General features: G+C 65.0%; 26 protein-coding genes. 12 read left to right on the plus strand and 14 right to left on the minus strand.

From position 1 onward, the window contains the following. Nucleotides 1-2: 2 nt before the first annotated feature. The 5 genes from trbL (at nt 3) to LZK98_RS17970 (ending at nt 4,542) form a co-directional block, all read left to right on the plus strand. Entirely contained in the window at nt 3-1,358 is a 1,356-nt protein-coding gene (gene trbL / locus LZK98_RS17950; RefSeq protein ID WP_233783879.1) for a P-type conjugative transfer protein TrbL, read from the plus strand. Next, nucleotides 1,358-2,041 (plus strand): conjugal transfer protein TrbF, encoded by a 684-nt coding sequence (gene trbF, locus LZK98_RS17955; RefSeq protein ID WP_233783880.1) that lies wholly within the window; start codon nt 1,358-1,360, stop codon nt 2,039-2,041. Before trbL ends, trbF begins: the two co-directional genes overlap by 1 nt. Then, nucleotides 2,038-3,087: a P-type conjugative transfer protein TrbG gene (trbG, locus tag LZK98_RS17960; protein WP_233783881.1), complete on the plus strand. Its 1,050-nt coding sequence runs from the start codon at nt 2,038-2,040 to the stop codon at nt 3,085-3,087. The genes trbF and trbG overlap by 4 nt, the downstream gene beginning before the upstream one ends. Before the next feature lie 77 nt (nt 3,088-3,164). After that, a complete protein-coding gene (locus tag LZK98_RS17965; RefSeq protein WP_454877252.1) occupies nt 3,165-4,292 on the plus strand; it encodes a TrbI/VirB10 family protein in 1,128 nt (375 codons plus the stop codon). A gap of 1 nt (nt 4,293) precedes the next feature. Then, nucleotides 4,294-4,542 (plus strand): DUF2274 domain-containing protein, encoded by a 249-nt coding sequence (locus LZK98_RS17970; protein ID WP_233783883.1) that lies wholly within the window; start codon nt 4,294-4,296, stop codon nt 4,540-4,542. Here LZK98_RS17970 and LZK98_RS17975 read toward each other — a convergent pair. Further along, nucleotides 4,506-5,480: a LysR family transcriptional regulator gene (locus LZK98_RS17975; RefSeq protein WP_233783884.1), complete on the minus strand. Its 975-nt coding sequence runs from the start codon at nt 5,478-5,480 to the stop codon at nt 4,506-4,508. The two genes, LZK98_RS17970 and LZK98_RS17975, sit on opposite strands and share 37 nt — an antisense overlap. A 533-nt stretch (nt 5,481-6,013) precedes the next feature. On the opposite strand from LZK98_RS17975, the gene LZK98_RS17980 reads away from it, so the two are divergent. From LZK98_RS17980 to LZK98_RS18005, 6 genes are all read left to right on the plus strand, one after another. Further along, the gene (locus LZK98_RS17980; RefSeq protein ID WP_233783885.1) at nt 6,014-6,436 is read left to right on the plus strand and encodes a helix-turn-helix domain-containing protein; all 423 of its coding nucleotides are present in this window, start codon (nt 6,014-6,016) and stop codon (nt 6,434-6,436) included. Further along, nucleotides 6,433-7,299, plus strand: a complete 867-nt coding sequence (locus LZK98_RS17985; RefSeq protein WP_233783886.1) for an alpha/beta fold hydrolase — start codon at nt 6,433-6,435, stop codon at nt 7,297-7,299. Before LZK98_RS17980 ends, LZK98_RS17985 begins: the two co-directional genes overlap by 4 nt. An 11-nt stretch (nt 7,300-7,310) precedes the next feature. Beyond that, complete coding sequence (gene tsf, locus LZK98_RS17990; RefSeq protein ID WP_233783887.1) at nt 7,311-8,600, plus strand: translation elongation factor Ts; 1,290 nt, start codon at nt 7,311-7,313, stop codon at nt 8,598-8,600. A 39-nt stretch (nt 8,601-8,639) separates the two neighbouring features. Further along, nucleotides 8,640-10,088 (plus strand): alpha/beta hydrolase family protein, encoded by a 1,449-nt coding sequence (locus tag LZK98_RS17995; RefSeq protein WP_233783888.1) that lies wholly within the window; start codon nt 8,640-8,642, stop codon nt 10,086-10,088. A gap of 50 nt (nt 10,089-10,138) precedes the next feature. After that, nucleotides 10,139-10,798 (plus strand): DUF4386 domain-containing protein, encoded by a 660-nt coding sequence (locus LZK98_RS18000; RefSeq protein WP_233783889.1) that lies wholly within the window; start codon nt 10,139-10,141, stop codon nt 10,796-10,798. Nucleotides 10,799-11,622: 824 nt separating this feature from the next. Beyond that, entirely contained in the window at nt 11,623-11,907 is a 285-nt protein-coding gene (locus LZK98_RS18005) for a helix-turn-helix transcriptional regulator (protein WP_406693469.1), read from the plus strand. Here LZK98_RS18005 and LZK98_RS18010 read toward each other — a convergent pair. From LZK98_RS18010 to LZK98_RS18045, 8 genes are all read right to left on the minus strand, one after another. Further along, nucleotides 11,873-13,129, minus strand: coding sequence for a tyrosine-type recombinase/integrase (locus tag LZK98_RS18010; protein ID WP_233783890.1), 1,257 nt, complete (start codon nt 13,127-13,129; stop codon nt 11,873-11,875). The genes LZK98_RS18005 and LZK98_RS18010 overlap by 35 nt on opposite strands. A gap of 293 nt (nt 13,130-13,422) precedes the next feature. Next, entirely contained in the window at nt 13,423-14,979 is a 1,557-nt protein-coding gene (guaA, locus tag LZK98_RS18015; RefSeq protein WP_233783891.1) for a glutamine-hydrolyzing GMP synthase, read from the minus strand. 187 nt (nt 14,980-15,166) lie between these two features. Then, the gene (locus LZK98_RS18020; protein ID WP_406693471.1) at nt 15,167-17,305 is read right to left on the minus strand and encodes a prolyl oligopeptidase family serine peptidase; all 2,139 of its coding nucleotides are present in this window, start codon (nt 17,303-17,305) and stop codon (nt 15,167-15,169) included. 78 nt (nt 17,306-17,383) lie between these two features. Then, nucleotides 17,384-17,806, minus strand: a complete 423-nt coding sequence (gene rplQ, locus LZK98_RS18025) for a 50S ribosomal protein L17 (protein WP_233783893.1) — start codon at nt 17,804-17,806, stop codon at nt 17,384-17,386. 117 nt (nt 17,807-17,923) lie between these two features. Then, nucleotides 17,924-18,988 carry a DNA-directed RNA polymerase subunit alpha gene (locus tag LZK98_RS18030; protein WP_233783894.1) on the minus strand — a complete coding sequence of 355 codons (1,065 nt, stop codon included), beginning with the start codon at nt 18,986-18,988 and terminating at the stop codon, nt 17,924-17,926. Nucleotides 18,989-19,088: 100 nt separating this feature from the next. Beyond that, complete coding sequence (rpsK, locus tag LZK98_RS18035) at nt 19,089-19,478, minus strand: 30S ribosomal protein S11 (protein ID WP_066579261.1); 390 nt, start codon at nt 19,476-19,478, stop codon at nt 19,089-19,091. Between the two features lie 54 nt (nt 19,479-19,532). Then, nucleotides 19,533-19,901: a 30S ribosomal protein S13 gene (gene rpsM, locus LZK98_RS18040; RefSeq protein ID WP_233783895.1), complete on the minus strand. Its 369-nt coding sequence runs from the start codon at nt 19,899-19,901 to the stop codon at nt 19,533-19,535. A gap of 159 nt (nt 19,902-20,060) precedes the next feature. Further along, nucleotides 20,061-20,294 carry a hypothetical protein gene (locus tag LZK98_RS18045; protein ID WP_233783896.1) on the minus strand — a complete coding sequence of 78 codons (234 nt, stop codon included), beginning with the start codon at nt 20,292-20,294 and terminating at the stop codon, nt 20,061-20,063. A 177-nt stretch (nt 20,295-20,471) separates the two neighbouring features. Between LZK98_RS18045 and LZK98_RS18050 the strand changes: the two genes are divergently transcribed. Beyond that, nucleotides 20,472-21,116, plus strand: a complete 645-nt coding sequence (locus LZK98_RS18050; RefSeq protein ID WP_233783897.1) for a glutathione S-transferase family protein — start codon at nt 20,472-20,474, stop codon at nt 21,114-21,116. A 123-nt stretch (nt 21,117-21,239) separates the two neighbouring features. Here the strand turns inward: LZK98_RS18050 and LZK98_RS18055 are convergent, their stop codons facing one another. The 5 genes from LZK98_RS18055 to LZK98_RS18075 all read right to left on the minus strand — a co-directional run bounded on the left by LZK98_RS18055 (nt 21,240) and on the right by LZK98_RS18075 (nt 25,213). Next, complete coding sequence (locus tag LZK98_RS18055; RefSeq protein WP_233783898.1) at nt 21,240-22,586, minus strand: sensor histidine kinase; 1,347 nt, start codon at nt 22,584-22,586, stop codon at nt 21,240-21,242. 152 nt (nt 22,587-22,738) lie between these two features. After that, the gene (locus LZK98_RS18060) at nt 22,739-23,428 is read right to left on the minus strand and encodes a winged helix-turn-helix domain-containing protein (RefSeq protein ID WP_233783899.1); all 690 of its coding nucleotides are present in this window, start codon (nt 23,426-23,428) and stop codon (nt 22,739-22,741) included. 113 nt (nt 23,429-23,541) lie between these two features. Further along, on the minus strand, nt 23,542-23,712 hold the full coding sequence (locus LZK98_RS18065; protein ID WP_233783900.1) for a hypothetical protein: 171 nt from the start codon (nt 23,710-23,712) through the stop codon (nt 23,542-23,544). A gap of 156 nt (nt 23,713-23,868) precedes the next feature. Continuing rightward, complete coding sequence (locus LZK98_RS18070; RefSeq protein WP_233783901.1) at nt 23,869-24,414, minus strand: SRPBCC family protein; 546 nt, start codon at nt 24,412-24,414, stop codon at nt 23,869-23,871. A 145-nt stretch (nt 24,415-24,559) separates the two neighbouring features. Continuing rightward, nucleotides 24,560-25,213: an adenylate kinase gene (locus LZK98_RS18075; protein WP_233783902.1), complete on the minus strand. Its 654-nt coding sequence runs from the start codon at nt 25,211-25,213 to the stop codon at nt 24,560-24,562. Between the last annotated feature and the right edge of the window lie 6 nt (nt 25,214-25,219).

Genomic DNA, 25,219 nt, shown 5'->3' on the forward strand with positions numbered 1-25,219 from the left:
TCATGGGCGGCACCGGCGTCATCGACCACTTCCTCGAGGTCTTCACCCGCTACATCGACAGCGGCTTCGGCCTGCTCAGCGGCGAAGTCGCCTTCATCGCCACGACGCTGATCGTCATCGACGTGACACTCGCGGCGCTCTTCTGGAGCTGGGGGGGCGACGACGACATCATGGCGCGGCTGGTCAAGAAGACCCTGTTCGTCGGCGTCTTCGCCTACATCATCGGCAACTGGAACAACCTCGCCCGGATCGTCTTCGAGAGCTTCGCCGGCCTCGGCCTGAAGGCGAGCGGCACAGGCTTCTCGACCGCTGACCTCATGCGTCCGGGAAAGGTCGCGCAGACGGGTCTGGATGCCGGCCGGCCGCTGCTCGATTCCATCTCCAGCCTGATGGGCTATTGGTCGTTCTTTGAGAACTTCATCCAGATCGCCTGCATGTTCCTCGCCTGGGCGCTGGTCCTGCTCGCCTTCTTCATCCTCGCCATCCAGCTTTTCGTCACGCTCATCGAATTCAAACTGACGACGCTCGCCGGCTTCGTGCTGATTCCCTTCGGCCTCTTCGGCAAGTCCGCTTTCATGGCAGAGCGCGTGCTCGGCAACGTCATCTCGTCCGGCATCAAGGTTCTCGTGCTCGCCGTCATTATCGGCATCGGTTCGACACTCTTCTCCGAGTTCACGTCCGGCTTCGGCGGCCAGAACCCGTCGATCGACGAGGCCATGGCGATCGTGCTCGCCGCTCTATCGCTGCTCGGCCTCGGAATATTCGGCCCTGGCATCGCGAGCGGCATTGTGTCCGGCGGCCCACAGCTCAGCGCGGGCGCGGCGGTCGGAACCAGCCTCGCCGCCGGCGGCATGGTCGCGGCAGGGGCTGGCCTCGTCGGCGCGGCCGCATCCGGTGGCGCGGCTCTGGCCGGCGGTGCGGCCGCAGCCGCTCGCGGCGGCGCAGCCGTCGCGGGAGGTGCATCCACCGCTTACAGCCTCGGCGCAGCCGGCCAATCCGGCGCGGCCGGGGTTGCTTCCGGCCTCGGCGGTGTCGCCCGCGCAGGCGGCAGTGCCGCTGTCTCGCCGCTGCGTCGCGCCGCATCGCGTGCCGCCGAGAGCATGCGCTCCAGCTTCAATGCTGGCGGCAAGGCCGCATTCGAAGCCACCGGCGGCTCATCCACCATGGGCTCGACCGGTGGCGACGCCGCCGGCGACGGCGCGGCGCCCGCAAGCGCCGGCGGCCCGCCGGCCTGGGCGCAGCGGATGCGGCGCTCCCAACGCATGACCCACGCTGTCCAAGCCACGGCACACGCCGTCCGCTCCGGCGACGCCCATGGCGGCGGCTCTTCCGTCAACCTGTCCGAAGGCGATCGCTGATGTTCAAACGCCCCTCCACCCACTACGGCAAAGCCCCCGAGCCAGAGACGCCTTACCAGCGCGCCGCCCAGGTCTGGGACGAGCGCATCGGCGCCTCGCGCGTGCAGGCAAGGAACTGGCGTCTCATGGCGTTCGGCTCCCTGATCCTCTCGGCCGGGTTCGCCACCGCGCTCGTCGTGCAGTCGGCGCGCGGAACCATCGTGCCGTGGGTGGTGCAGGTCGATCGGCTCGGTCAGGCGCAGGCGGTCGCACCTGCCGAGGCGGACTACCGTCCGACCGATCCGCAGATCGCTTTCCACCTGGCGCGCTTCATCGAGCAGGTCCGCAGCATCCCGGCCGACGCGATCATCGTTCGCCAGAACTGGCTCCGGGCTTACGACTTCACGACCGATCGCGGCGCCATGGCGCTCAATGATTATGCCCGGTCTAACGACCCGTTCACGCGGGTCGGCCGCCAGCAGGTTGCCGTCGACGTCTCCAGCGTCATCCGTGCCTCGCCAGACAGCTTCCGCGTCGCCTGGGTCGAGCGCCGATACGAGAACGGTCAGCTTGCCGAGACCACGCGCTGGACCGCGATCCTGACGATCGTCGTGCAGATCCCGCGCAACGCCGACCGGCTCAGGGCGAACCCGCTCGGCATCTACGTCAACGCCATCAACTGGTCACGGGAGCTTGGGCAATGAAGCCGTCTTTCCGTAAAGCCGGAAACCCGGCTTCACACACATTCCTATTCCCGGCTCTCCGTAGAGCTGCAATCCCTATGGTCCTTCTGGCGACGACCGCGCTCGCCGGCTGCGCCACCACCAACCCGCCGCCCGAGATCTCCTACGACAACGCGGCTCCCGCCGCGCAGACGGTCGATCCGCCAGCCCCGGTCACCGTGGTGGAGCTGCCGCGCCCGCTGCCGCTGCCCGGCCAGTTACAACGCGTGGAGCCTTCCCGGCGCGCGCCCGAGCCGACAGATCCGACCGCGCGGGTAAACCAGGCCAATGCCGCCGCGCGTATCCAGCCCGTGCGCGACGGCTTCATCAATTCGATGCAGGTTTATCCCTTCACGCAAGGGGCGCTCTATCAGGTCTACACCGCCGTGGGGCAAATCACCGACATCGCGTTGCAGCCAGGCGAGCAGCTCGTCGGCTCCGGACCCGTCGCCGCCGGCGACACGGTCCGCTGGATCATCGGCGACACCGAGAGCGGATCGGGGGCGACACGGCAGATCCATATCCTGGTGAAGCCAACGCGGCCCGATCTGATGACGAACCTCGTCATCAACACCAACCTGCGCACCTACCATATGGAGCTTCGCTCGACCGAGCGGACCTATATGGCCTCCGTCTCCTGGCAGTATCCGCAGGACCAGCTCATCGCGCTGCGGCGGCAGAACCAGCGGGCTGAAGCCGCGCAGCCGGTCGCATCCGGCGTCGACCTGGCCAACGTCAACTTCCGCTACGCGATCGAGGGTGACCGCGCGCCGTGGCGGCCGTTGCGCGCCTTCGACGATGGCCGCCAGGTCTTCATCGAATTCCCGCGCGGCATAGGCCAAGGCGAGATGCCGCCGCTCTTCGTCGTTGGCCCGGAAGGCAATACCTCCGAACTGGTGAACTACCGCGTGCGCGGACACCACATGATCGTCGACCGCCTCTTCGCCGCCGCCGAGCTGCGCTTCGGCGCCGGCGACCGCCAGCGGCGCGTGCGCATCACCCGTACCGACGGGAGGCCGACCTCGTGAGCGAGAACCCGCCCCGGAATGAGGAAGTGCCGGACGATGCGCAGCCGCTGACCGGCGAGCCTGCCAGCGCCGCGCCGATGCGGCTGCGCGCAGAGCCGCCGCGCGTAACTCGGTTGTCCCGAAAGGTTCTCGCCGGCGTCGGTCTGGTTGCCAGCGTCGGGCTCGGCGGCGCCCTGATCTACGCGCTCCAGACCCGAGACGCGGGCCGTCAGAACGAAGAACTCTATTCGACGGAAAACCGCTCGACGGCGGATGGCCTCGCCGGTCTTCCGCGCGATTACAGCGGCGTGCCGCGATTGGGCCCACCCCTGCCGGGCGATCTCGGTCGCCCCATCGTCAGCGCCCAGGATCGTGGACAGCCTGTACCGACGCCAAATGTCGCCACCCCGAATCCCGGCGTCAGCCCCGAGGAGCAGCGGCGCCTTCAGGAAATCGAAACCGCACGAACCAGTCGGCTGTTCTCTGGGACCGAGACGCGCGCGACCACGGCGGGACCTGCCGTGACGCCACCAGCGCCGGACTTGGCCAGCCTCGGCCTCGCGCCACCGCCGTCAACGCCTTCGGCGCAGGATCGGCAGAACGCGTTTCTCAACGCGGCCGCCGATCGCCGGACCGTGGCGCCGGACAGGATCGCAGCGCCAGTCTCCCCCAATATCCTTCAGGCCGGGGCCGTGATTTCCGCCGCTCTGATCACCGGCATCCGGTCCGATCTGCCCGGCCAGATCACTGCCCAGGTCACGGAGAACATCTACGATAGTCCGACCGGACGTATCCTTCTTGTGCCGCAGGGCACGCGTGTCATCGGCCAGTACGACAACAACGTGCAGTTCGGGCAGAGCCGAGTGCTTCTGGTCTGGAACCGGCTGATCTTCCCGAACGGCCGAAGCATCGTCCTGGAACGGCAGCCTGGCGCTGATGCGGAGGGCTATGCCGGCCTGCAGGATGGCGTCGATTATCACTGGTGGGATCTCGCCAAGGCGGCCGGCCTTTCGACCCTTCTAAGTGTTGGCGCCGAACTCGCCGTCGACAACGACGATCGCCTCATTCAGGCGATCCGCAACGGCGGCCAGGATACGATCAATGATGCCGGCCAGCAGATCGTCCGGCGTCAACTCAACGTTGCCCCGACCCTGACGATAAGGCCGGGATTTCCGGTCCGCGTGATCGTTACCCGCGACCTTGTGCTCGAACCATACGGAGGGTGATGTGGCCAAATTGAAGCTCGGTGCACTGATCGACGACAAACCCGTGAAGGTGACGGTCGAACTTCCAGCGATGCTTCATCGCGATCTCGTGGCCTACGCAGAGGTTCTTGCTCGGCAGAGCAGACGAGACATCAGCGATCCGACGAAGCTCATCGCACCGATGCTGGCGCGGTTTATCCAAACTGATCGCGGTTTCGCCAAGGCTCGAAGGGATCAGGGGTCGCAAAAGACCGACCGTGCGGAGCCATAGTCGCGGCTTTGGGTGTCTATGATCGTCTCGCTCTGCGGCGATCCGAATCTGCTGGTTGCGAGCAGTTGCGCTATCTGCAGAAAGCTGAGGCAGGCTGGATTGTCATTCGTTGCAGACCAGACGACGCTGAACGGCACGATGTCGGCCGGAGCCGTCAGGGGTCGCAGCACCAGACCAGGAACGTTGACCGCCGTCCACGCAGCGGAAACCAGAGTGATGCCCTGACCAAGACTGACGAGGTTCATAAGCGTGTCTTGCAGCGCCAGCTTGTCTTCAATGTTGGGGTAGGTGCTGTAATCGGCCGCACGGCGGACAATATAGTCATGCACCTCCGGACCGGGCTCGCTTCGGCTGACGATGAAGTGCGCCCCCTTGAGGTCGGGCCAGTCGAGTTGGGGCCTTCCGGCAAGCGGATGGCCCGCCCACAGCGCTACGTGGACGCGCTCGCGCCAGAGCTCGCGCGTCTCGCATCCGGGAATTGGATCTGACCCAGTGATGATCGCGGCGTCCAGTCGCTGAACGCGGATGGCCGCGATGTGCTCGCGCCGACCGCCGTCGCGCAGATCGATCCTCACTCGCGGATGCTGCTCGGTATAGGCTTCGATCAGTTGGCGCAGGCATCCCCCGGCAAGCGACGTCAGGATGCCGATGCGCACCAGGCCCGTTTCAGCGCGGCGCATCGCACGAGCCGAGCGCCGTGCCGCCTCAAATTGCTCAAGCGCCGGTGCGACCTCAGCCAAGAACTGCTGTCCCGCCGGGGTTAGCCGCACACCGCTGCGGGTCCGCTCGAACAGCGACACACCGAGATGGTCTTCTAGCTGCTTTAGCGCGCGGCTGACGCTCGACTGGTCAACATCGCACAGTTCCGCGGCGCGCCTGAAGCTGCCTGCTTGGGCGGCAACGGTGAGATAGTGAAGTTGCCGAAGAGCATTCCTCACGACACCGCCCCGCACAGGAACGCCGCAACTTTCTCGCTCAACTCTGGCGCAATCGCTTTTCGGAAGTGCGAAGCGATTTCGGCCTCCCACACCTCGCGTCGGTTCCTACATCGTGGCGGAGCGTGAGCAGGAGAACGGCCGCCGTTATTGTCGGGAGCCGCGCCAAAACGAAAAGAAGCGTCACGAGGGGGCCCGTGCAGCCGGCATGGAGCGCGGTGAGCAGCATGTCGTTGGTGGCGCTGGCTCGAACCATAAGGCCGTGCGGGCATGAGCTCAGGCCCACCGCGATCTCGGGGGCTCCAGGCGGCGACCTGACGCCCTTTGCCGAAAGCGGCGTCCCCAAGGCTGTGGGTTGTTAGCGCGGCATCAAACTGACCTGCCGACGACCCTCGTATGTCCCCAAACTTTCCTCCGAAGCTCTCTTCCACTCCCTTACGCTCCGCTATATAACCCACAAATACCACTTGAGCCGGTATGGTTACATGTATAGGGAATTTTGGGGAATTTAAAGGTCTCCCCGGGGGTCATGAAAAGTGTCGGAAGAGTTCTATACGGTCGACTACGCGGCGGAGCAGTTGAAGCTGCACCCGAAGACCGTGCTCAAGTTCATTCGTCAGGGTCAGTTGCGCGCCACGAAGGTCGGTCGCCAGTACCGCATCTTGCGCTCCGACCTTGCCGCCTTGGCTGGTGACCACCGTCCTGCTCGGGGCATGTCGCGCGAGGTTCGATCGACCACGATCGTCGACATCTCCAACGCGGATGCCGAATTCGCGAGAAGGATGGCGGCGCTTCTGACCGGCGCCCGCAAGGCCGGCGGCCGGTCGACCGAACCCGTGAGCGTAGACGTCACCCACGATCCCGCAAACAATCAGGTCAAGATAATCGTCGTCGCCCGGCCATCGGATGCGGCCGAGATCCTGCAGCTTGCGGAAGTCCTGCTAGAGGGGCGGACATGACCTCCGCCTTCCGGACGACAGATGGCGCGAGAGCAGTTCGCAACCGCTATGAGCAGCTTCTGCAGCAATGGCCGTCGCCGACCCGCCGCCATCTCGTGCCGACCTCGGCAGGCGAGACCTTCGTGATTGAAAGCGGCCCGGTCGATGCGCCGGCCGTGGTCCTATTACACGGCACCGCCTCGAACTCCGCCATGTGGCTGGGCGACGTCGCCGGGTGGACCCAGCGCTTCCGCGTCTTTGCTGTCGACATCATCGGCGATGCGGGTCTCAGCGCGTTCAACCGCCCCCCGCTCGACACAGACGCGCATGCCCGATGGCTTGATGACGTGCTCGCCGGTCTCTCGCTCCAACGCGCGTCGCTTGTCGGCATCTCCCTGGGCGGTTGGCTCTCGCTCGATTATGCGACGCGTCGTCCTGAGCGCGTGCAAAAGCTCGTCGTCATCAACCCCGGCGGCGTCGGGCAGCCTCGGAACGTGCTGATCTGGGCGCTCCCGCTCTTGATGCTTGGCCGGTGGGGCCGCCGCAAGATGATGGAACGGATAGCCGGCGCCCCGAGCGGTTCGCCGTCTCCTGACCAAGCGGAAGCGGCTACCTTCTTCGAGCTAATTTTCCGCCACTTCCGGCCCCGTACCGCGATGCTTCCCCGTTTCGAAGATGCTGCGCTCGACCGGCTGTCGATGCCGGTCCTGGCGATCATCGGAGGTAAAGACGTCTTCATCGATGCGCCCGGCACCCGCACGCGTCTCGAGGCGCACGTTCATGACCTGACGGTGTCGTTCCTTCCTGACGCCCACCACTTCGTACCCGATCAGGCTCCGAAGATCGAAGCCTTCCTGGCGGCGCAGCCGGCAGCGTCGGTGTAGGCGCGCCCCCTATGAACAAGATCGATATCAACCTCGTTAAAGCCCTGAGGAAGCGCACCGCAGCCGGAGTGCTGAGTTGCAGGAACGCGTTGATTGATACCGGTGGTGACCTCGATGCGGCAGTGAAGCTTCTCCATGAACGGCACCTTTTTCCCGCCGCGATTGAGCGACGACCTGCTGCCGAGGGGCTGCTCGCCTTCCTCGTGAACGCCCGGCGCGGAGTCATCGTTGAGCTTGCCGCCGAGACGGACTTCGTCGCCCGCAATCCTCTGTTTCAAGAAGCAGCGCAGGCCATCGCGAGGACAACCCTCACTGCGGGAGGCGAGTTGGCCGAGACGCTCGTGGCGCCATCGCCGGATGGCCAGGGGAACGTAGCGGACTATGTGCGTCGATTGGCGACGACGTTCGGCGAGAACGTTCATCTGCGGCGAGCGGGCGCTCTCAGCACCGACAAAGGTGTGATCGGCGCGTACGCGCACCATGCTCCAGCGCCGGGGCTTGGCAGGATGGTCGCGCTCGTGGCGATCAGCGGAGCGGCTGGCCCAACTGCCGGTTCAGTGGCGAGAAAAGTTGCCATGCACATTGTTGGCGCAGCACCATTGTGGTCGAGCGTCGAAACTGTTCCGCCATCGATCCGCGAACAGAAGCGGTTGAGCATCGATAAAGGCCACGATCATACGCCAGACGCGCGAGAAATTGATATCGAAGCAAGACTGGAGCGGTTCTACGATCAGACCGTCCTTCCTCGACAACGCTTCCTGCTCGACCCCTCGATGACTGTCGCCGAGTATCTGGTTACCGAGGTCGGTCCGGAGGCTCTCGTAGAGGGCTTCGTCTGTTTTCGCGTCGGAGAAGACGCGGCGCACGACGCGCGTGTCGCCGAAGCTGCGGAATTTGAATGGACCTTCGGTAATGATTGGTCTGACGAACGCCCCTCGAAACTGACCGCTGTCGGCGACGAGCGGGTCTTTGTGATCTCGCCTAGTGGTCCGAAACTGCGAGACGATCGTGACGCCGTCGACCTTATCAATGCGGCATGGTCAGCCGGTGCGACCATCATCGCCCTGCCTGTAGCGCGGCTGTCGAGCGACTTCCTGCCTCTCAGCACAAGGAAAGCCGGGGCGATCCTGCAGAAATTCTCCAATTTCCGCACCAGGGTCGCGATAATGGGCGATCTATCCGTCGAAATGGAGGGAAGTCACGCCCTGCGTGACTTTGTCTACGAGTCGAACAATCGGGGTGACATCATCTTCGTCAATGATCTTGACGCACTCGGGCAAATTCTTCTGACAAGCAGATAGACAAAGATGACATCAGCAATTTAGCAGGACAAGTTGCGAATGGCCTCAATCGTTTCGAACGGCGCTAGCCAGTTTCCATCATTAGATATGGAGACATGCCGCCTCGACCGTCGCCAGTTGCTCGCGGCGTTGCCCCTTCTGATTGCATTTCCCACGGGCGTTAATGCGACGCAGCAAGCTGGTGTCGATGGCGCAGCGTTCGAGGCGCTCGGGCAATATTGCGGTGTCTATCGATTGTCTAACTCTCGCGCGATCGGGATAAACCGGTTTATCACCGATGGCGGTCGCGGTGTTCTCTTCTTTGCCGACTATTCGACCAGTCTGGTGCGTCCGCTTTTTCAGGTTGATGTTGATCGGTTTGCTATGGGGCCTCCCGGCGGAGGCGAGACGCCGGTTCTACTGGCACTTAATTTCAAAAGAGATTCCCAGGGCTCGGTTTGTTCGGTGATCAGGAAGGGCCCGGCTGGCATTCAGGACGAGGCGCGGCGAAGCGCAGGGTCCGATGAGGAAGTGCGCTTCACCCAGGGCGGAGCTTCGCTTGCGGGCACGCTTGCGTTGCCGTCCGGAACCGGACCGCACCCCGCGATTATACTGCTGCATGGATCGGGTCCGCTTACACGTCATTCGTTCGGACCATATCCACGCTTCTTCGCCAGTCTCGGCTTCGCCGTTCTCACCTATGACAAGCGGGGCACAGGTGCATCGAACGGTCGGCGGCTCGATGCATCGACTGGCGCGCCGGAGACCCTCTCGCCATCCTATTATCCAGACGATCTGCTGGCTGATGCACGCGCGGCTCATCGGTATCTGAGCGGCAGGCCTGAGATTGATCGCGGGCGCATCGGCTTTTGGGGATCGAGCGAGGGCGGCATGCTCGCAACGCAAGCAGCGGCCGCCGAACCAAGCACCGCCTTCGCCATCAATTCCTCAGGATTCATGGGCCCACTTTGGGAAACATTATACTATCAGGGTGGCGCGCTCATGCGCTCGCGCGGCGCGAGCGAAGCGGACATTGCCGAAGCTGATACGTTCAACAGCTTCTGGATGAATGTGGCCCGCACTGGCCACGGTTATGACGAGTTCATACGGCGCCGCGCTGAACTGCTACGCGCGGGCAAAGCCAGTTCGCTCTATTATGTTAGCGATGAGTATCGCTCGCTTGCTCAGATGCGCTGGTCGTGGCGGCACATTCTGGCCTTTGACTCGACAAAGGCGCTTCGAATGGTCCGATGCCCCGTGCTTGGCATCTTCGGGGAAGCTGACGTCCTGACTGATGCGAAACAAGCTTCAGCCGCGATGCGCAGGGCGTTGACCGCCGGCGGTGACAAGCAACTGACGACACGGATCATTCCCAACGCAACCCACTCGCTTATGGCGACCAACCGGGAAGGCATGGCGCCAGGCGTGTTTGATCTGCTGACACGCTGGTTGGAAGAGAATGCCAGAAGCGCGCCCCAGATACTGACGAATTCTCAGTCCGATCGTTGAGGTGCCCAGTGCGATCCCAATCAGAGATATCCCGATTGAGCCACACGTCAGTGACGGCCTATGCACGCGCTACGGGCTTGTTCCTGATAGTGACGATCATCGCGGGGTGGTTCGGGGAAATGCACGTTCCTTCGATCATGATCACCGGCGACACTGCCACTACGGCCGATCAACTCCGATCCAACGAGAGACTCTTCAGGCTAGGTTTCGCGGCCTACCTGCTTGAAGCATTCAGCGATGTGGTCCTGGCCTGGCTGTTCTACGTCCTTCTCAAGCCGGTCAACCGCGAGTTGGCGTTGCTTTCGGCGTTCTTCGGTCTGGTTTCGATGACCCTCTTCGCCGTGACAAAGATGTTCTATGTCTCAGCACCGATGTTCCTGGCGGGCAATGCCCCGGCAGCTTTCCAGCCCAACCAGCTGGAGGCGTTAGCGAGCCTGTTCCTGTCGCTGTATGCGAGCTTGAACGGCTTTTTCATGCTCTTCTATGGAGCCGCCTGGATCATCCGCGGCTGGCTAACCTTCAAATCAAGGTATTTGCCGCGATTTCTGGGTGTGATCATGGTCGTCGCTGGCCTCGGCTTCGTGACGAAGAACATCACGCTCGTGCTCGTTCCGGAATATTCATCTGAACTGCTAATCGCGCCGATGCTCCTTAATGGGCTAACGCTCACAATCTGGATTTTAATTAAAGGCGTTGATCGCGCAAACTGAGACATCGCGATATCACGGCGCCAATCGGAGACTGAATGACGTTTCTTTCTCTGCCACTCCACGCGCCGAATTTGCTTCAACACGTTCAAGATATCCGCATTTGCAAAATGTCGGCTCAGAAGCGGTCGTTCTAGACGCGCGGTGGCCACAGTAGCCACCAGAGGCACCGCGTTGCCTGGCGCACCCTCCACGCTATATCCTTTTCATGGTGAGATGGTCCAAGCTGAAGCGGGCGACTGACATCCTCCTGAAAGCCGATTGTCCCGCTGCTCGGGAACAAGACAGCGAGGCCGACCGGTCCATGTGGCGCCTCGTTCGGGAAGCAGCCGACTTGGCGCCGACACTTTGTATCCATGACCCTCGGCATAGCCTTGCCAGCCCTGCGGTCATGTCCTGCGAAACAACCGTCTTCACCTTCGGCCTACTCGGCCATGAGGCGCGTCACGGCCTTGATTAGCCCGTCGCCGAAGGGCACTTAGTCGGAGGCTTCGCCACCGGCGAGATGAAGCCAAGAGGGGCCGTGAGGACCACCGCTATTTCAACGCCTAAGGGAGATGGTGCGGGTGGTCGGTATCGAACCAACACTCCTTTCGGAACCGGATTTTGAAGGGAGTCGTGTCTCCCCAGGGCTCGGCATTTTCGCAAGCATCGAACCTTCTGGCATCGCCCGTCAGCTCCTACCTGCTCCTGTGCCGCACCTAGCAGGCAAGAGAAACCCGCCGATGTGTACGCTACGGCCCGAAAATGCCGCACGGCTTTCCAACGGGACTTCCAGTATCGACATCTATCGTTCTCAATCGCCTCAGCAACGTAGGAGATTGGGCGTGGCAAAAGTCGAAATCACGCAAATTCGAAGAACAATCCGGCGGCAGCAGTTGCGCGAAATGGTCCCGCTGGCCGACAGCACCATCTATGAGATGGAGCAGCGCGGAGAATTTCCGCAGCGCTTTGCCCTGTCGCCGCGCTGTATCGTCTGGGACCTCGCGGAAGTCGAAGCCTGGCTGATGGCGCGGCGGGCATCTCCGGTCCGCCGCGCACAGCATCCGGACGTGTCCAAACGAAAGTCACGTCCGGTCAAAGGGCGGGATCCAGCTCGACCAGGGGCATAGCCGGCGGCAGCAGGGTCGGAACATGCTTCCGTCCATCTATCCACGCGTCGACGATGTCCGCCCACTCCTGCATCATATGCCGACGCTGAACCTCGTATTCTGCTTTGTTGTAGACGCCCCGCGATGACCGGCCGTCTTCATGCGCTAGGCACTTCTCGATCCAATCCCGATTGAAACCCAACTCGTTCAGCAACGTCGATCCAGTCCGCCGCAGGTCGTGGACCGTGAACGGTTCGAGCGGCAGCCCATCTTGTTTAGCCTGCTCCACAACCGAATAGGTCACACGGTTGAACGTCGCGCGTGACATTGGAGCATCAGCGTCATACCGCGAAGGCAGCAGATACCGGGAGTTACCGGCGCAGGTTTTGAGCGCAATCATGATGTCGAGGGTTTGACGGCACAGATAGACATTGTGCGCCTTCGACCGCTTCATCCGCTCTTTGGGAATCGTCCAAACAGCGTTTTCGAAATCGACCTCATCCCATACCGCGTCCTGCAGTTCGCTTTTGCGCACCATCGTTAGTAGGAAGAGCCGCATCCCCAAGCGGATAGTCGGCAGCGTGGCGACCTTTTCCAACTCTTTTAACATCACTCGAATTTCGGCTGGTGACAGAGCGCGATCCTTCGGCGTGAACGTCGCGATCGATGCCGGTCCGACGTCATCGGCGGGATTGGCCACCTTCTCGCCATGCAAGATCGCGAACCCGTAGATCTGCTTCAGGATGTCCCGGACGTGGATCGCCGTCGCCGGTGCGCCGCGCTCGACAATCTTTCCGCATTGGGCTCGAAGGTCGTCCGGCGTGATCTCGGTAAGCAGGCGGTTGCGCCAAACCGGCAACAGCTCCCGTTCAAAGATGGAACGACGCATAGCTCGGGTGCTGTCGGCCATCGGTGCGTTCACCAGCCATTTTTCGCCGAACTCGCCGAAGCTCTTTGCTTCCTTGATACGACGCTTCTCGCGCTGCTTTTCAATGGCCGGCGATCGTCCCTCGCTGATCGCTCGCCGCGCGTCCAGGCACAGCTCTCGGGCTCGCGCGAGCGAGATTCCATCTCGCCCGTATTTGCCAAGGTAGACCGTCTCGCGTCTTCCATTGAGCCGATAGTCCAGCCTGAACGACAGGGCGCCCGATGGCGCGACGCGCACATACATCCCGTCGCGGTCCGTCACCTTGTACATTTTCTCTTTAGGTTTCAGCGCCTTGATTGCTGCGTCCGTCAACATGGTACGCCACCTCCAAGAAAGTACCGTCACGCGGTTTTGGGGGGCTCTCGTCGGAAAAGTCTGCGCATTGTCAGCAGCTTAGCGCAAAAAAAGTACCGTCAGGAGCCTCGTCTCTCCTGACGGTACTTCCAAATCTCACGCCGATCAATACGGGCAAGGACCGTCAATGGGGCCGACAGCTCCGATCTCTGCCCACCGATAGACATCGATAGATGCTGATAGGAATATTTATATTTATCAGTGGGTTAGATCGCACTCTGGCGTAGTTTTGGATACGCCCGGATAGGCGAAAATCATTCCCACTCGATCGTCCCGGGCGGCTTCGACGTATAGTCGTAGGTCACCCGGTTGATGCCCTTCACCTCGTTGACGATCCGGGTCGCCACCCGCGACAGGAAGTCGCCCGGGAACTGGTAGGCGTCGGCGGTCATGCCGTCAGTGGAGGTCACCGCGCGCAGGGCCAGCACGCTGTCGTAGGTTCGCCCGTCGCCCATCACGCCGACGCTGCGCACCGGCAGCAGTACCGCGAACGCCTGCCAGATCGCGTCGTAGAGGCCGGCGTTGCGGATTTCCTCGAGGTAGATCGCATCGGCCTTGCGCAGGATGTCGCAACGCTCCTTGGTCACCTCGCCGGGGATGCGGATCGCGAGGCCCGGGCCGGGGAACGGATGGCGCCCGACGAACGCCTCGGGCAGGCCGAGTTCGCGACCGAGCTCGCGGACCTCGTCCTTGAACAGCTCCCTGAGCGGCTCGACCAGCTTCATGTTCATGCGCTCGGGCAAGCCGCCGACATTGTGGTGGCTCTTGATCGTCACTGACGGGCCGCCGGTGAAGCTGACGCTTTCGATCACGTCCGGGTAGAGCGTGCCCTGCGCGAGGAAATCGGCGCCGCCGATCTTCTTCGCTTCGCCCTCGAACACGTCGATGAAGGTCTTGCCGATGAACTTGCGCTTGGCTTCAGGATCGGTGACGCCCGCCAGGCCGGACAGGAACAGCGTCTCGGCGTCCACGTGCACCAGCGGGATGTTGTAGCTGTTGCGGAACAGGCTGACGACCTGCTCCGCCTCGCCGGCGCGCATCAGGCCGTGGTCGACGAACACGCAGGTGAGCTGGTCGCCGATCGCCTCGTGGATCAGCACCGCCGCCACCGCCGAATCGACGCCGCCGGAAAGGCCGCAGATCACGCGGCCCTTCCCCACCTGCTCGCGGATCTCGGCGATCTTGGTCTGGCGGAACTCGGCCATCGTCCAGTCGCCGGCAAGGCCGCAGACGTGGCGAACGAAATTGGCGAGTAGCCGGCCACCATCCGGGGTGTGCACCACTTCTGGGTGGAACTGCATCGCGTAGATGCGGCGCGCATCGTCGGCGATCACCGCGAAGGGCGCGCCGGGGCTCTGCGCCACCGGGCGGAAACCAGGGGCGAGGCTGGTCACCTTGTCGCCATGGCTCATCCACACCTGGTGGGTCTCGCCTTCCGCCCAGAGGCCGTCGAACAGCGCGCAGCCGTCGACGATCTCGATGAAGGCGCGGCCGAACTCGCCGCTGTCGCCGAGCACCACCTCGCCGCCGAGCTGGTGCGTCAGTGCCTGCTGGCCGTAGCAGATGCCGAGGATCGGCAGGCCCGCATCGAGGATCGGCTGCGGGATGCGGGGGCTGCCTTCGTCGAGCACCGAGGCGGGGCTGCCCGAGAGGATGACGCCCTTGGGCGCCATCCGCTCGAACGCGGCCTCGGCAGCGGTGAAGGGGGCGATCTCGCTGTAGACCCCGGCCTCGCGCACGCGGCGCGCGATGAGCTGGGTGACTTGGCTGCCGAAGTCGACGATCAGGATGGAATCAGAGCGGGCGTCCATGTGCGGCGGTTAAGGATGCGCGGCGCGACTGTAAAGCGGGCAAAAATCCCCTCACCCGTCGGGAGAGGGAGGGGCCCGCCGGCGAAGCCGGTGGGAGGGTGAGGGTGACCATCGCTGGCCGCAGTCACCCTCACCCTCCCGCAGCTTCGCTGCTCCTTCCCTCTCCCAATGGGAGAGGGACTGTCGATTACTTCACCTCCAGCCCGGTCCACTTCGCCGTGAAGGCCCAGAGGTCGGCGGTCTCCTCGATGATCTTGTCGGTCGGCTTGCCGGAACCGTGGCCGGCGCGGGTCTCGATGCGGGCAAGGTGCGGCTTGGGGCCGATGTCGGCGGCCTGGAGCGCGGCAACATATTTGAAGGTGTGCCCCGGCACGACGCGGTCGTCGGTGTCGGCAGTGGTCGCCAGGATCGCCGGATAGGTCACGCCTGCGCGGATATTGTGATAGGGCGAGTATCTGTAGAGCGTGCGGAAGTCGGCTTCCTTCGACGGATAGCCATAGTCGTCGACCCAGTAGCGGCCGGCGGTCCAGCGATCGAAGCGCAGCATGTCCATCACGCCGACTGCGGGCAGCGCCGCCGCGAACAGGTCCGGCCGCTGGTTGACCACGGCGCCGACCAGCAGGCCGCCGTTGGAGCCGCCCTGTATCGCGAGCTTGTCCTTGGTGGTGATGCCCTGGGCGATCAGGAACTCGCCGGCGGCGATCATGTCGTCGAACACGTTCTGCTTGTTGGCGAGGCGGCCGGCGTCGTGCCACGCCTTGCCGTACTCGCCGCCGCCGCGCAGGTTGGCGACCGCGAACACGCCGCCCTGCTCGACCCACGCCATCTGTTTGGGCGAGAAGGCCGGGGTCAGCGAGATGTTGAAGCCGCCATAGCCGTAGAGGATGGTCGGCGCGCCGCCCTTCAGGTCGAGACCCTTCTTGTGGAACACGAAGATCGGCACGCGGGTGCCGTCCTTCGACGTGTAGAAATGCTGGGCGACCTCATAGTCGACGGGGTTGAACGCGACCTTCGGCGCCGCCCACACATCCGCCTTCCCGCTGGCGACGTCGTAGCGGTAGATGGTCGAGGGCGTGGTGAAGCTGGTGAAGGCGAAGAAGGTCTCGGGATCGTCGGGATCGCCGCCGAAGCCGCCCGCCGAGCCGATGCCGGGCAGCGCGACCGTGCCGTCGGGCTTGCCGTCGAGCGTGTAGCGGCGGACCTCGGTCTTCACGTCGGCGAGGTAGCTGAGCACCAGCTTGCCGCCGACCAGCGAGGCGCCGTCGAGCACCGCCTTGTCCTCCGGCACCACCTCATGGAGCGGCGGGACCGCCGAGCGGGCGTAGAGGTTGGTCGAGACGACGCGCAGGCGCGGCGCGTCCTTGTTGGTTGCCCAGAAGAAGTTGCCACCCTGGTTGCCGATGTAGCTCCACTCGTTCTCCAGCCCCTTGAAGATGGTGCGCGGCGTGGGATTGGGCGCGGTCAGATCGACGACCGTGATCTCGTAGCGGTTGTCGGTGCCCTCGGCAGTGGTGATGACCAGCCATTTGCCGTCGTCGGTCACCTGCGCGCTGTGGCCGTACTTGGGATGGTCTGGCGTCGCGTAGACCAGCCTGTCGGCCGACTGGAGCGTGCCGATCTTGTGGAAATAGACCTGCTGGTTCTCGTTCAGCGCCTGGAACTTGGCACCCTCCGCCGGCGCGGCGAAGCGGGAGTAATAGAAGCCGGAGCCGTCCTTCGCCCAGGAGAGGTTGGAGAATTTGACCCACTCGACCGTATCGGCGGCGGGCTGGCCGGTGGCGACGTCGAGCACCTTGACGGTCCGCCAGTCGGTGCCGCCGTCCTGGATTGAATAGAGGACGTAGCGGCCGTCCTCGCTCGGCACCCACTCGCCGAGAGCGGTGGCGCCGTCCTTGGACCAAGTGTTGGGGTCGATCAGCACCCGGCCTTCGCCGTCTAGCCGATCGCGGACGTAGAGCACCGCCTGGTTCTGGAGGCCGGAATTGTGGCTGTAGAAATAGCGGCCGCCCTTCTTCACCGGCAGGCCGAAGCGCTCATAGTCGTAGAGCGCCTTGAGTCGCCGGCGGAAGACGTCACGGCCCGGGAGCGTGGCGAGATAGGCGTCGGTGACCTTGTTCTCCTCCGTCACCCACTGGCGTACCGCGGGATCGGTGCGGACGTCGTTCTCGAGCCAGCGATAGGGATCGGCGACCTTGACGCCGAACTGCTCGTCGACCTGATCGACGCGGCGCGTCTCGGGGTAATGGATGGCGGGCATGGCGTCCTGGGCTGGCGATGGAACGGAAAGGCAAAGGAGCGGCAGAGCTAGGAGCAGGGCGCGGCGCATCAAGGTCCCCAGACAAGAAAAGAAGGCCGCAGCCTATCGGCCGCGACCTTCTTCACAAGTCCGAAATTGCCGAAGGGCTTACGCCGCCTCGTCGAAGTCCTCGTCGCCCAGCACCGGACCCGAATCCTGGCCCTTGGCGGAGACGTCGCGGTCGACGAACTCGATGATCGCCATCGGCGAGGCATCGGAGGCGCGGATGCCGGCCTTGATGATGCGGGTGTAGCCGCCGTTGCGGTCGGCGTAGCGCGCCGCGAGGACGTCGAACAGCTTGGTGAGCTGCGCGTCGTCGAGCAGGCGTGCGTGCGCGAGGCGGCGGTTGGAGAGGCCGCCCTTCTTGGCGAGCGTCACCAGCTTCTCGACATAGGGGCGAAGCTCCTTCGCCTTGGCGAGCGTGGTGGTGATCTGCTCATGCTTGATGAGCGCGGCCGCCATATTGCGGAACAGGGCGGCGCGGTGGGCCGAGGTGCGCTGCAGCTTACGGCCGCCGACACGATGACGCATGGTTCACTTCCTTCGTTCGTTAACGGGCCGTCTTACGGAACCCGAGACCAGGTGACCGTAAGGCCGTCACCATCGCCGTCTTCAAATCCTCCCCGAGCGAGCTCGGGGAGGAATGACTTACCCCAGAATCTCCTGCTCCAGCTTCTTGGCCATCTCTTCGATGTTCTCGGGCGGCCAGCCGGGGATTTCCATGCCGAGGCGCAGGCCCATGCTCGAGAGCACTTCCTTGATCTCGTTCAAGGACTTGCGGCCGAAGTTCGGCGTGCGCAGCATCTCGGCCTCGGTCTTCTGGACCAGATCGCCGATGTAGATGATGTTGTCGTTCTTGAGGCAGTTGGCCGAGCGCACCGACAGCTCGAGCTCGTCGACCTTCTTCAGGAGGAAGCGGTTGATCGTCGCGGTGTCGCCGGCCGGCTCCGCGCCCGCCGCCGGAGCCGCGACGCCGACCGGGGCGGCACGGGTGACCGCCGAATCGTCGAAGTGGACGAACAGCGCCAGCTGGTCCTGCAGGATGCGGCCCGCATAGGCGATCGCGTCCTCCGGCGTCACCGTGCCGTCGGTCTCGACGGTCAGCGTGAGCTTGTCGTAGTCGAGCTCCTGGCCGACGCGGGTGTTCTCGACCTTGTACGAGACCTGGCGCACCGGCGAGTAGAGCGCGTCGACCGGGATCAGGCCGATCGGCGCGTCCGCCGGACGGTTAGACGCCGCGGGGACATAGCCCTTACCGGCATCGGCGGTCAGCTCCATGTTGAGCGTCGCGCCGTCGTCGAGGTGGCAGATGACGAGATCGGGGTTCATCACCTCGATGTCGCCCGACACGGCGATGTCGCCGGCCTTGACCTCGCCCGGGCCGGTCGCGGCGAGCTGGAGGCGCTTCGGCCCCTCGCCCTGCATCCGGATCGCGAGCTGCTTGACGTTCAGGACGATGTCGGTCACGTCCTCGCGCACGCCGGCGAGCGACGAGAACTCGTGCAGCACGTTCTCGATCTTGATCGAGGTGACGGCGGCACCCTGGAGCGACGAGAGCAGGACGCGGCGCAGCGCATTGCCGAGCGTCAGGCCGAAGCCACGCTCCAGCGGCTCGGCGACGAAGGTCGCCTTGCGCTTGCCGTCGCCGCCCGGCTTCTTCTCGAGACCGGTCGGCTTCTTGAGTTCCTGCCAATTCTTTGCGTTGACGGACACGGGCTTCCCCTATGGTTTTGGGCGGGAGCTTCTGGCCATAAGCTCCGGCCGGTGAGGATGCCGGCGCAGCGCGATCAACCGCGCGCCGGCGACGGATGACTTAGACGCGACGACGCTTGGACGGGCGGACGCCGTTGTGCGGGATCGAGGTCACGTCGCGGATCGAGGTGATCTGGAAGCCCACCGCCTGCAGCGCGCGGAGCGCCGACTCGCGGCCCGAACCTGGACCCTTGACCTCGACCTCCAGCGTGCGGACGCCGTGCTCGGCAGCCTTGCGGCCCGCGTCCTCGGCGGCGACCTGGGCGGCATAGGGCGTCGACTTGCGCGAGCCCTTGAAGCCCATCATGCCGGCCGACGACCAGGAGATCGCGTTGCCCTGCGCGTCGGTGATGGTGATCATGGTGTTGTTGAAGCTGGCGTTCACATGGGCGACGCCGGCGGTGATGTTCTTGCGTTCGCGACGGCGAAGACGCTGCGGTGCTTGTGCCATTGGAAAATCCTGACCTCGAGTAGCGGAAAGGGAGCCGCGTTCAGCGGCTCAACCTCACTTCTTTTTACCGGCGATCGGCTTGGCCTTGCCCTTGCGGGTGCGCGCATTGGTGTGCGTGCGCTGGCCGCGGACCGGCAGGCCCTTGCGATGGCGCAGGCCGCGGTAGCAAGCGAGGTCCATCAGCCGCTTAATGTTCATCGCGGTCTCACGGCGGAGGTCACCCTCCACGGTGTAGCCGGCGTCGATCGCTTCGCGGATCTGAAGGACCTCCTGGTCGGTCAGGTCCTGAACGCGGCGCTCGGCTGCGATGTTCAGCTTCTCGGTGATTTCCTTGGCCTTGGCCGGACCAATGCCGTGGATATACTGAAGCGCGATCACCACGCGCTTGTTGGTCGGGATGTTGACGCCCGCAATACGTGCCATGAAAGTTGTTCTCCCAGCTCCACGGGGCCGGCATGGCTGGCTGGCCCCATCTCATCGCGTTGCATCCCGAAACGCGAAATTCCGGCGAGCGCACGAACGCGCCGCCGGGTCAACCGGTGTTTCGGAATGAGGCGCAGATAGGCGCGCGGGCGGGGCGAGTCAAGCATGCGGTGCCGGAGCGGCGTGCAGACCCAGCCATTTGCGCAAGGCGACGCCGGACCACACCAGCTCGACCAGCCCGAACGGCCAGGCGCCTTGGAGGAAACCATAGGCCGATCCCATGAGGCAGGCGACGGCGAAGGCGAGCGTCCACCAGGGAGACCGCGTCTCCAGCGCATAGCAGACGAGCATGGCGGTGACGGCGGCGAGGCCGAACAGGGTAAGCAGGTCCATGACCGGGGTGATGCGCCAGCGGGCGGTCCGATGCCAAGCCGCTCAGGCGCAAGATGATCTGAACCGGCGATCTGGACAGCGATAAAAATGTCGCCGAGCGTGTCGATTTCCGGAAAGCTCGTTCGTCGCCAAGGTGAGACGCAAAAAGGGAGCGGCTCAAGCAGGGAGACGGACACGATGACGATCACCATCACAGCCTTTGAACGATCGCCCGACGGTGGGAAGGGCCTGGCGCGCGATACCCGCGTTCGCTGGGCGCTCGAGGAAGCGGGGCAGCCTTACGAGGTTCGTCTCGTGTCCTTCGCGGGGATGAAGGAACCGGCGCACCTGGCCCTCCATCCTTTTGGCCAGATCCCGACCTATGAGGAAGGCGATCTCTCGATCTTCGAGACGGGGGCGATCGTCTTCCATATCGCGGAGCGGCATGGCGGCCTCCTGCCGGAAGAACCGGATGCCCGGGCGCGCGCGATCACCTGGATGTTCGCGGCGCTCAACACCGTGGAACCACCGATCCTGGAACTCGTGACCGCCCGAGTATTCGAGGGCGACAAGCCGTGGGCGGGGGAGCGCTTGCCGTTGGTGATGGATCGAGTCCGCGCCCGGCTGGACAAGCTTTCGGCTCGCCTGGGTTCCGCCGATTGGCTCGACGGCACGTTCAGCGCGGGCGACCTCCTGATGGTGTCGGTCCTGCTCCGGCTGAGAATGTCGGGAATCCTGGACGAATATGCCAATCTGGCTGCCTATGTCGCCCGCGGCGAAGCACGCCCGGCCTATCAGCGCGCTTTCGACGCGCAGCTGGCGGTCAACGCGCCATCGCTTTGAACCGACGTCATTCCCGCGTAGGCGGGAATCCATTCCGGCTGGCCGAGGTGAGACACTTCAGCTTCAGCGACAATGGGTTTCCGCCTTCGCGGGAATGACGATTCAATCTGTGACGGACAGACTCTAGCCCCTCGGCAGCACGATCGCGGCGATCAGGCCGGGTCCGTTGTCGCCGAGGTCGAGTCGGCCGCCGTGAAGCCTCGCCACCGCCTCGACCAGCGCGAGGCCGAGGCCGGCGCCGGGCTTGCTGCGGGCGGGGTCGAGACGGCCGAAGCGGCGGCGGGCCTCGGCCTGCTGTTCGGCGGGGATGCCGGGGCCGCGATCCTCGACCTGGAAACGGATCTCCCCCTCCCCCGCCGTCAGCCGCAGCACGATCTCGCCGCTGTCGCCGGCATGGCGCAGCGCGTTGTCGACGAGATTCGCCAGTGCCTGCGACAGCAGCTCGCGATGGAGCGGCATCGGCGACGGATCGGCGTCGAGCGCGAGGTGAAGCGTCACCCCATCCTCTTCGGCGAGCGGTTCGTAAAGCTCGGCGAGCGCGGTCAGCAGTTCGGCGGGCGCGGCCTCGGCGAAGCTGGTGCGGGTGGCGGCTTCGGAGCGGCTGATCTCCAGCAGCACGGCGAGCATCCGCGTCACGATCTCGGTCTCGGTGACGAGGCCGGCGAGTGCGGCGTCGCGCTGGGCCGGGTCCTCCGCGGCGAGCGCAGCCTCGGCGCGGGCGCGCAGGCGGGCGATCGGGGAGCGCAGGTCGTGGGCGACGCTGTCGGTGACGATGCGCAGCTCGCCCATCAGCCGCTCGATCTTGTCGAGCATCGCGTTGACCCGCCCGCCCAGGCGATCGAAGGCGTCGCCCCGCCCCTCCGCCACCACGACCCGCCGGGCGAGGTCGCCGGCCGCGACGGCATCGGCGGTAGTCGCGACGGCGTCGATGCGCCGCGTGACGTAACGGGTCAGCACCAGGCCGCCGGCGATGCCGAGCAGGAAGGAGAACAGCATCGACAGGAACAGCGCGCGCTCGATGGTGCGTTGGGCGGTCTCCCAATCGTCGAGCTGGCGGCCGCTCACCAGCCAGCCGGCGCCGATGCGGCGGGCGATGAAGCCGGCCTCCCGCTGCGACCAGGGGCCGTCGGCGGCGAGGCGCTCGATGCGGAAGGCGGGGTCGGTCAGCGTGATGTCGAAGCGGTCGGGGCCGGCGCCGGCGAGCCGGGTGCCTCTGCGGTCGACGATCGCGGCGACGAGCGAGCCGTCGTCGGCGGCGCGGGCCTGCTCGATCGCGACGCGAAGCGCGGCCTCGCCGGCGCGGCGCTCAACGGCGGCAAGCGATTCCGACTGCTCGACGGTGTCGCGGCGCAGCTCCTCGATCGCGTCATCATGGGTGGCGTGCCAGAGGAAGGCGACCGGCACGAGCCCCGACACCAGCGCGAGCAGGATCGCCGCGAGCGCCATGCGGGCGGTAGTGGAGAGTCTCATCTCCAGCTTCCTGCGCGGCTTTGCTGTGACAGTGTCATCCCTACTCCGTCACCCCGGCCTTGGGCCGGGGTCCACCGTGCCGCTTATCCTATGGCCTGTCAGCTTGCTGCACCGTGGATGCCGAAACAAGTCCGGCATGACGGGTGTGACGATCAGGCGGCAGCGAGCTTGTACCCAGCGCCCCGGACCGTGTGGAGGAGCGGCGTCGGAAAGCCCTCGTCGATCTTGCGGCGGAGGCGCGCGATGTGGACGTCGACGACGTTCGATCCGGGATCGAAGTGATAGTTCCAGATCTTCTCGAGCATCATCGTGCGCGTCACCACCTGGCCGGCATTGCGGGCGAGATACTCCAGCAGGCTGAACTCGCGCGCGCCGAGCGGGATCGCGCGGCCGGCGCGGGTGACGGTGCGGGCGAGCAGGTCGATCTCGAGGTCGCCGACGCTGAGCCGTGCCGTCTGGGCGCCGGCGCTGCGGGCATCGGCGCGGCGCAGCAGCGCCTCGACCCGGGCAAGCAGCTCGGCGAAGGAAAAGGGCTTGGTGAGATAGTCGTCGGCGCCGGCCTTGAGACCGCCGACGCGGTCGTCGACCGATCCCAGCGCGGACAGCACCAGCGCGGGCGCGGTGATGCCGGCGGCGCGGGCGGCGCCGATCATCGCAAGACCATCGAAGCCCGGGAGCATCCGGTCGACCACCAGCACGTCGAACGTGCCTTCGCTGGCGAGGAACAAGCCGTCGCGCGCGTCGTTCGCGACCTCGACCGCATAGCCGGCCTCGCCAAGTCCCTTGGCGAGATAGGCGGCGGTGGAGGCGTCGTCCTCGACGACCAGGATCTTGCGCGTCATCCGACGCTGGATAGCACCGCTGTCCACCGCAGCGGAAGCGGCCGGCGAGAGGGGAGTCTCTCCGCCGGCCGCGCCCCCTCGGGGAGCAGGGGCCTCCCCGAGGGAACCCATGATTACTGCGCCTTGGTCTGAGCCGGAGCGGTCGTGGTCGTCGTGGTCTTGGTCTTGGCCTTCTTCACGACATGGTGGTGCTTGGCCGGGGCCGGCGCGGCCTTCTTCGCCTCGGCGAGCGAGGGGGCGGCGATCAGCGCAAGGGCGGCAGTCGACAGCAGCAGACGGGTCATGGCGATTTCTCCTTCAACTCTCCGGCCCGGCAGGGGCCGCCGGGTCGAGGGAAGGATTAGCCCCGCTCACCTCACGGCGAGGTGACGGGGAGATGAAAATCGCGTCATGTTGGCCAACATTCCTCCCCGAGTTTGTCTCGGGGAGGAATTGGGCCGCTACTTCTTCTTAGCCGGCTCGGGCGCGGGCAGAGCCTCGGCGGCGGCCTTGAGGCGGGCGAGCTGCGTACCGAGCACCTTGTCGACCAGCGGCGCCAGCGTCTCGCCGCCCTGGCGCATGTAGCCACCGACGACATAGGTGAGCGTGACCTTGGTCGCGTTGGCACCCTCGCCGTCGAGCTTGAAGCTGAGCGTCGCCGCCACCGCCTCCGCCTGGAGCGGGCCGAGCGCGCCAACCATACGGATCATGCGGCCGGGGGCGACGTAGACGATATGGGCGTGCTCGATGCTGCCCTTGTCGGGCAATCGCTCGCAGAAGCAGCCGGTCGCCTGTGCGTCCATGTAGAGATTGGCGCTGTCGCCGGAATAGGTGTGCTCCGGATCCCACCATTTCTGCGGCGCGCGCAGGGTCTCCCAGGCGGTGGCGATCGGGGCGTCGATGGTGAGCGTCTGCTCGACGACGAAGCTGGCGGGGGTGGAGGCGGTGACCTCCGCCGCGGCGGGCGTGGCGGCGAGCAGAGCCGCCAGTGCGAACAGGTGCTTCATCGATCCCCTCCCATTTGAGAGGAACAGAGTAGCCCGCCCTACATACAACGTCACCCCGGACTTAGTCCGGGGTCCACTGTACCACCGGCTTCATGGCCTGTTGACGCGTGGATGCCGGAACAAGTCCGGCATGACGGCTAGTAGTTCAGGCTTTCCCGTCCAGGATCGCCTCGATCGCCTCGGTCACATGGGCGATGTCGGCCATGCCGTCGACGCGGCTGACGATGCCGCGCGCCTCGTAGATCGGCAGGATCGGCGCGGTCTTGGCGCGGTACTCCGCCATGCGGGTGCGGACCGTTTCGGCATTGTCGTCGGGGCGGCGCTTGAACTCGTGGTGGCCGCAGACGTCGCAGGTGCCGGGGACCTTCGGCTGCTTGAACTTGTCGTGGTAGCCCTCGCCGCAATTGGCGCAGGTGAAGCGGCCGGTGATGCGCTCGACCAGCGCGTCCTCGTCGACGGTCAGCTCGATGACATGGTCGAGCTTGCGGCCGCGCTCGGCGAGCAGGTCATCCAGCGATTCGGCCTGCGCGGCGGTGCGGGGATAGCCGTCGAAGATCGCGCCCTTCGCCGTATCCGGCATGTCGAGCCGCTCGCCGATGATGCCCGAGACGATCTCGTCGGAGACGAGCTCGCCCGCCTCCATCACCGCCTTGGCCTTGAGTCCGATCGGCGTGCCCGCCTTGACCGCGGCGCGCAGCATGTCGCCGGTCGAGAGCTGGACCATGCCGCGATCGGCCTCGAGGCGGCTCGCCTGGGTCCCCTTGCCCGCCCCCGGCGGTCCCAGCAGGATGATGTTCAACGCTGT

This window comes from Sphingomonas cannabina (assembly GCF_021391395.1).
GTDB lineage: Bacteria > Pseudomonadota > Alphaproteobacteria > Sphingomonadales > Sphingomonadaceae > Sphingomonas > Sphingomonas cannabina.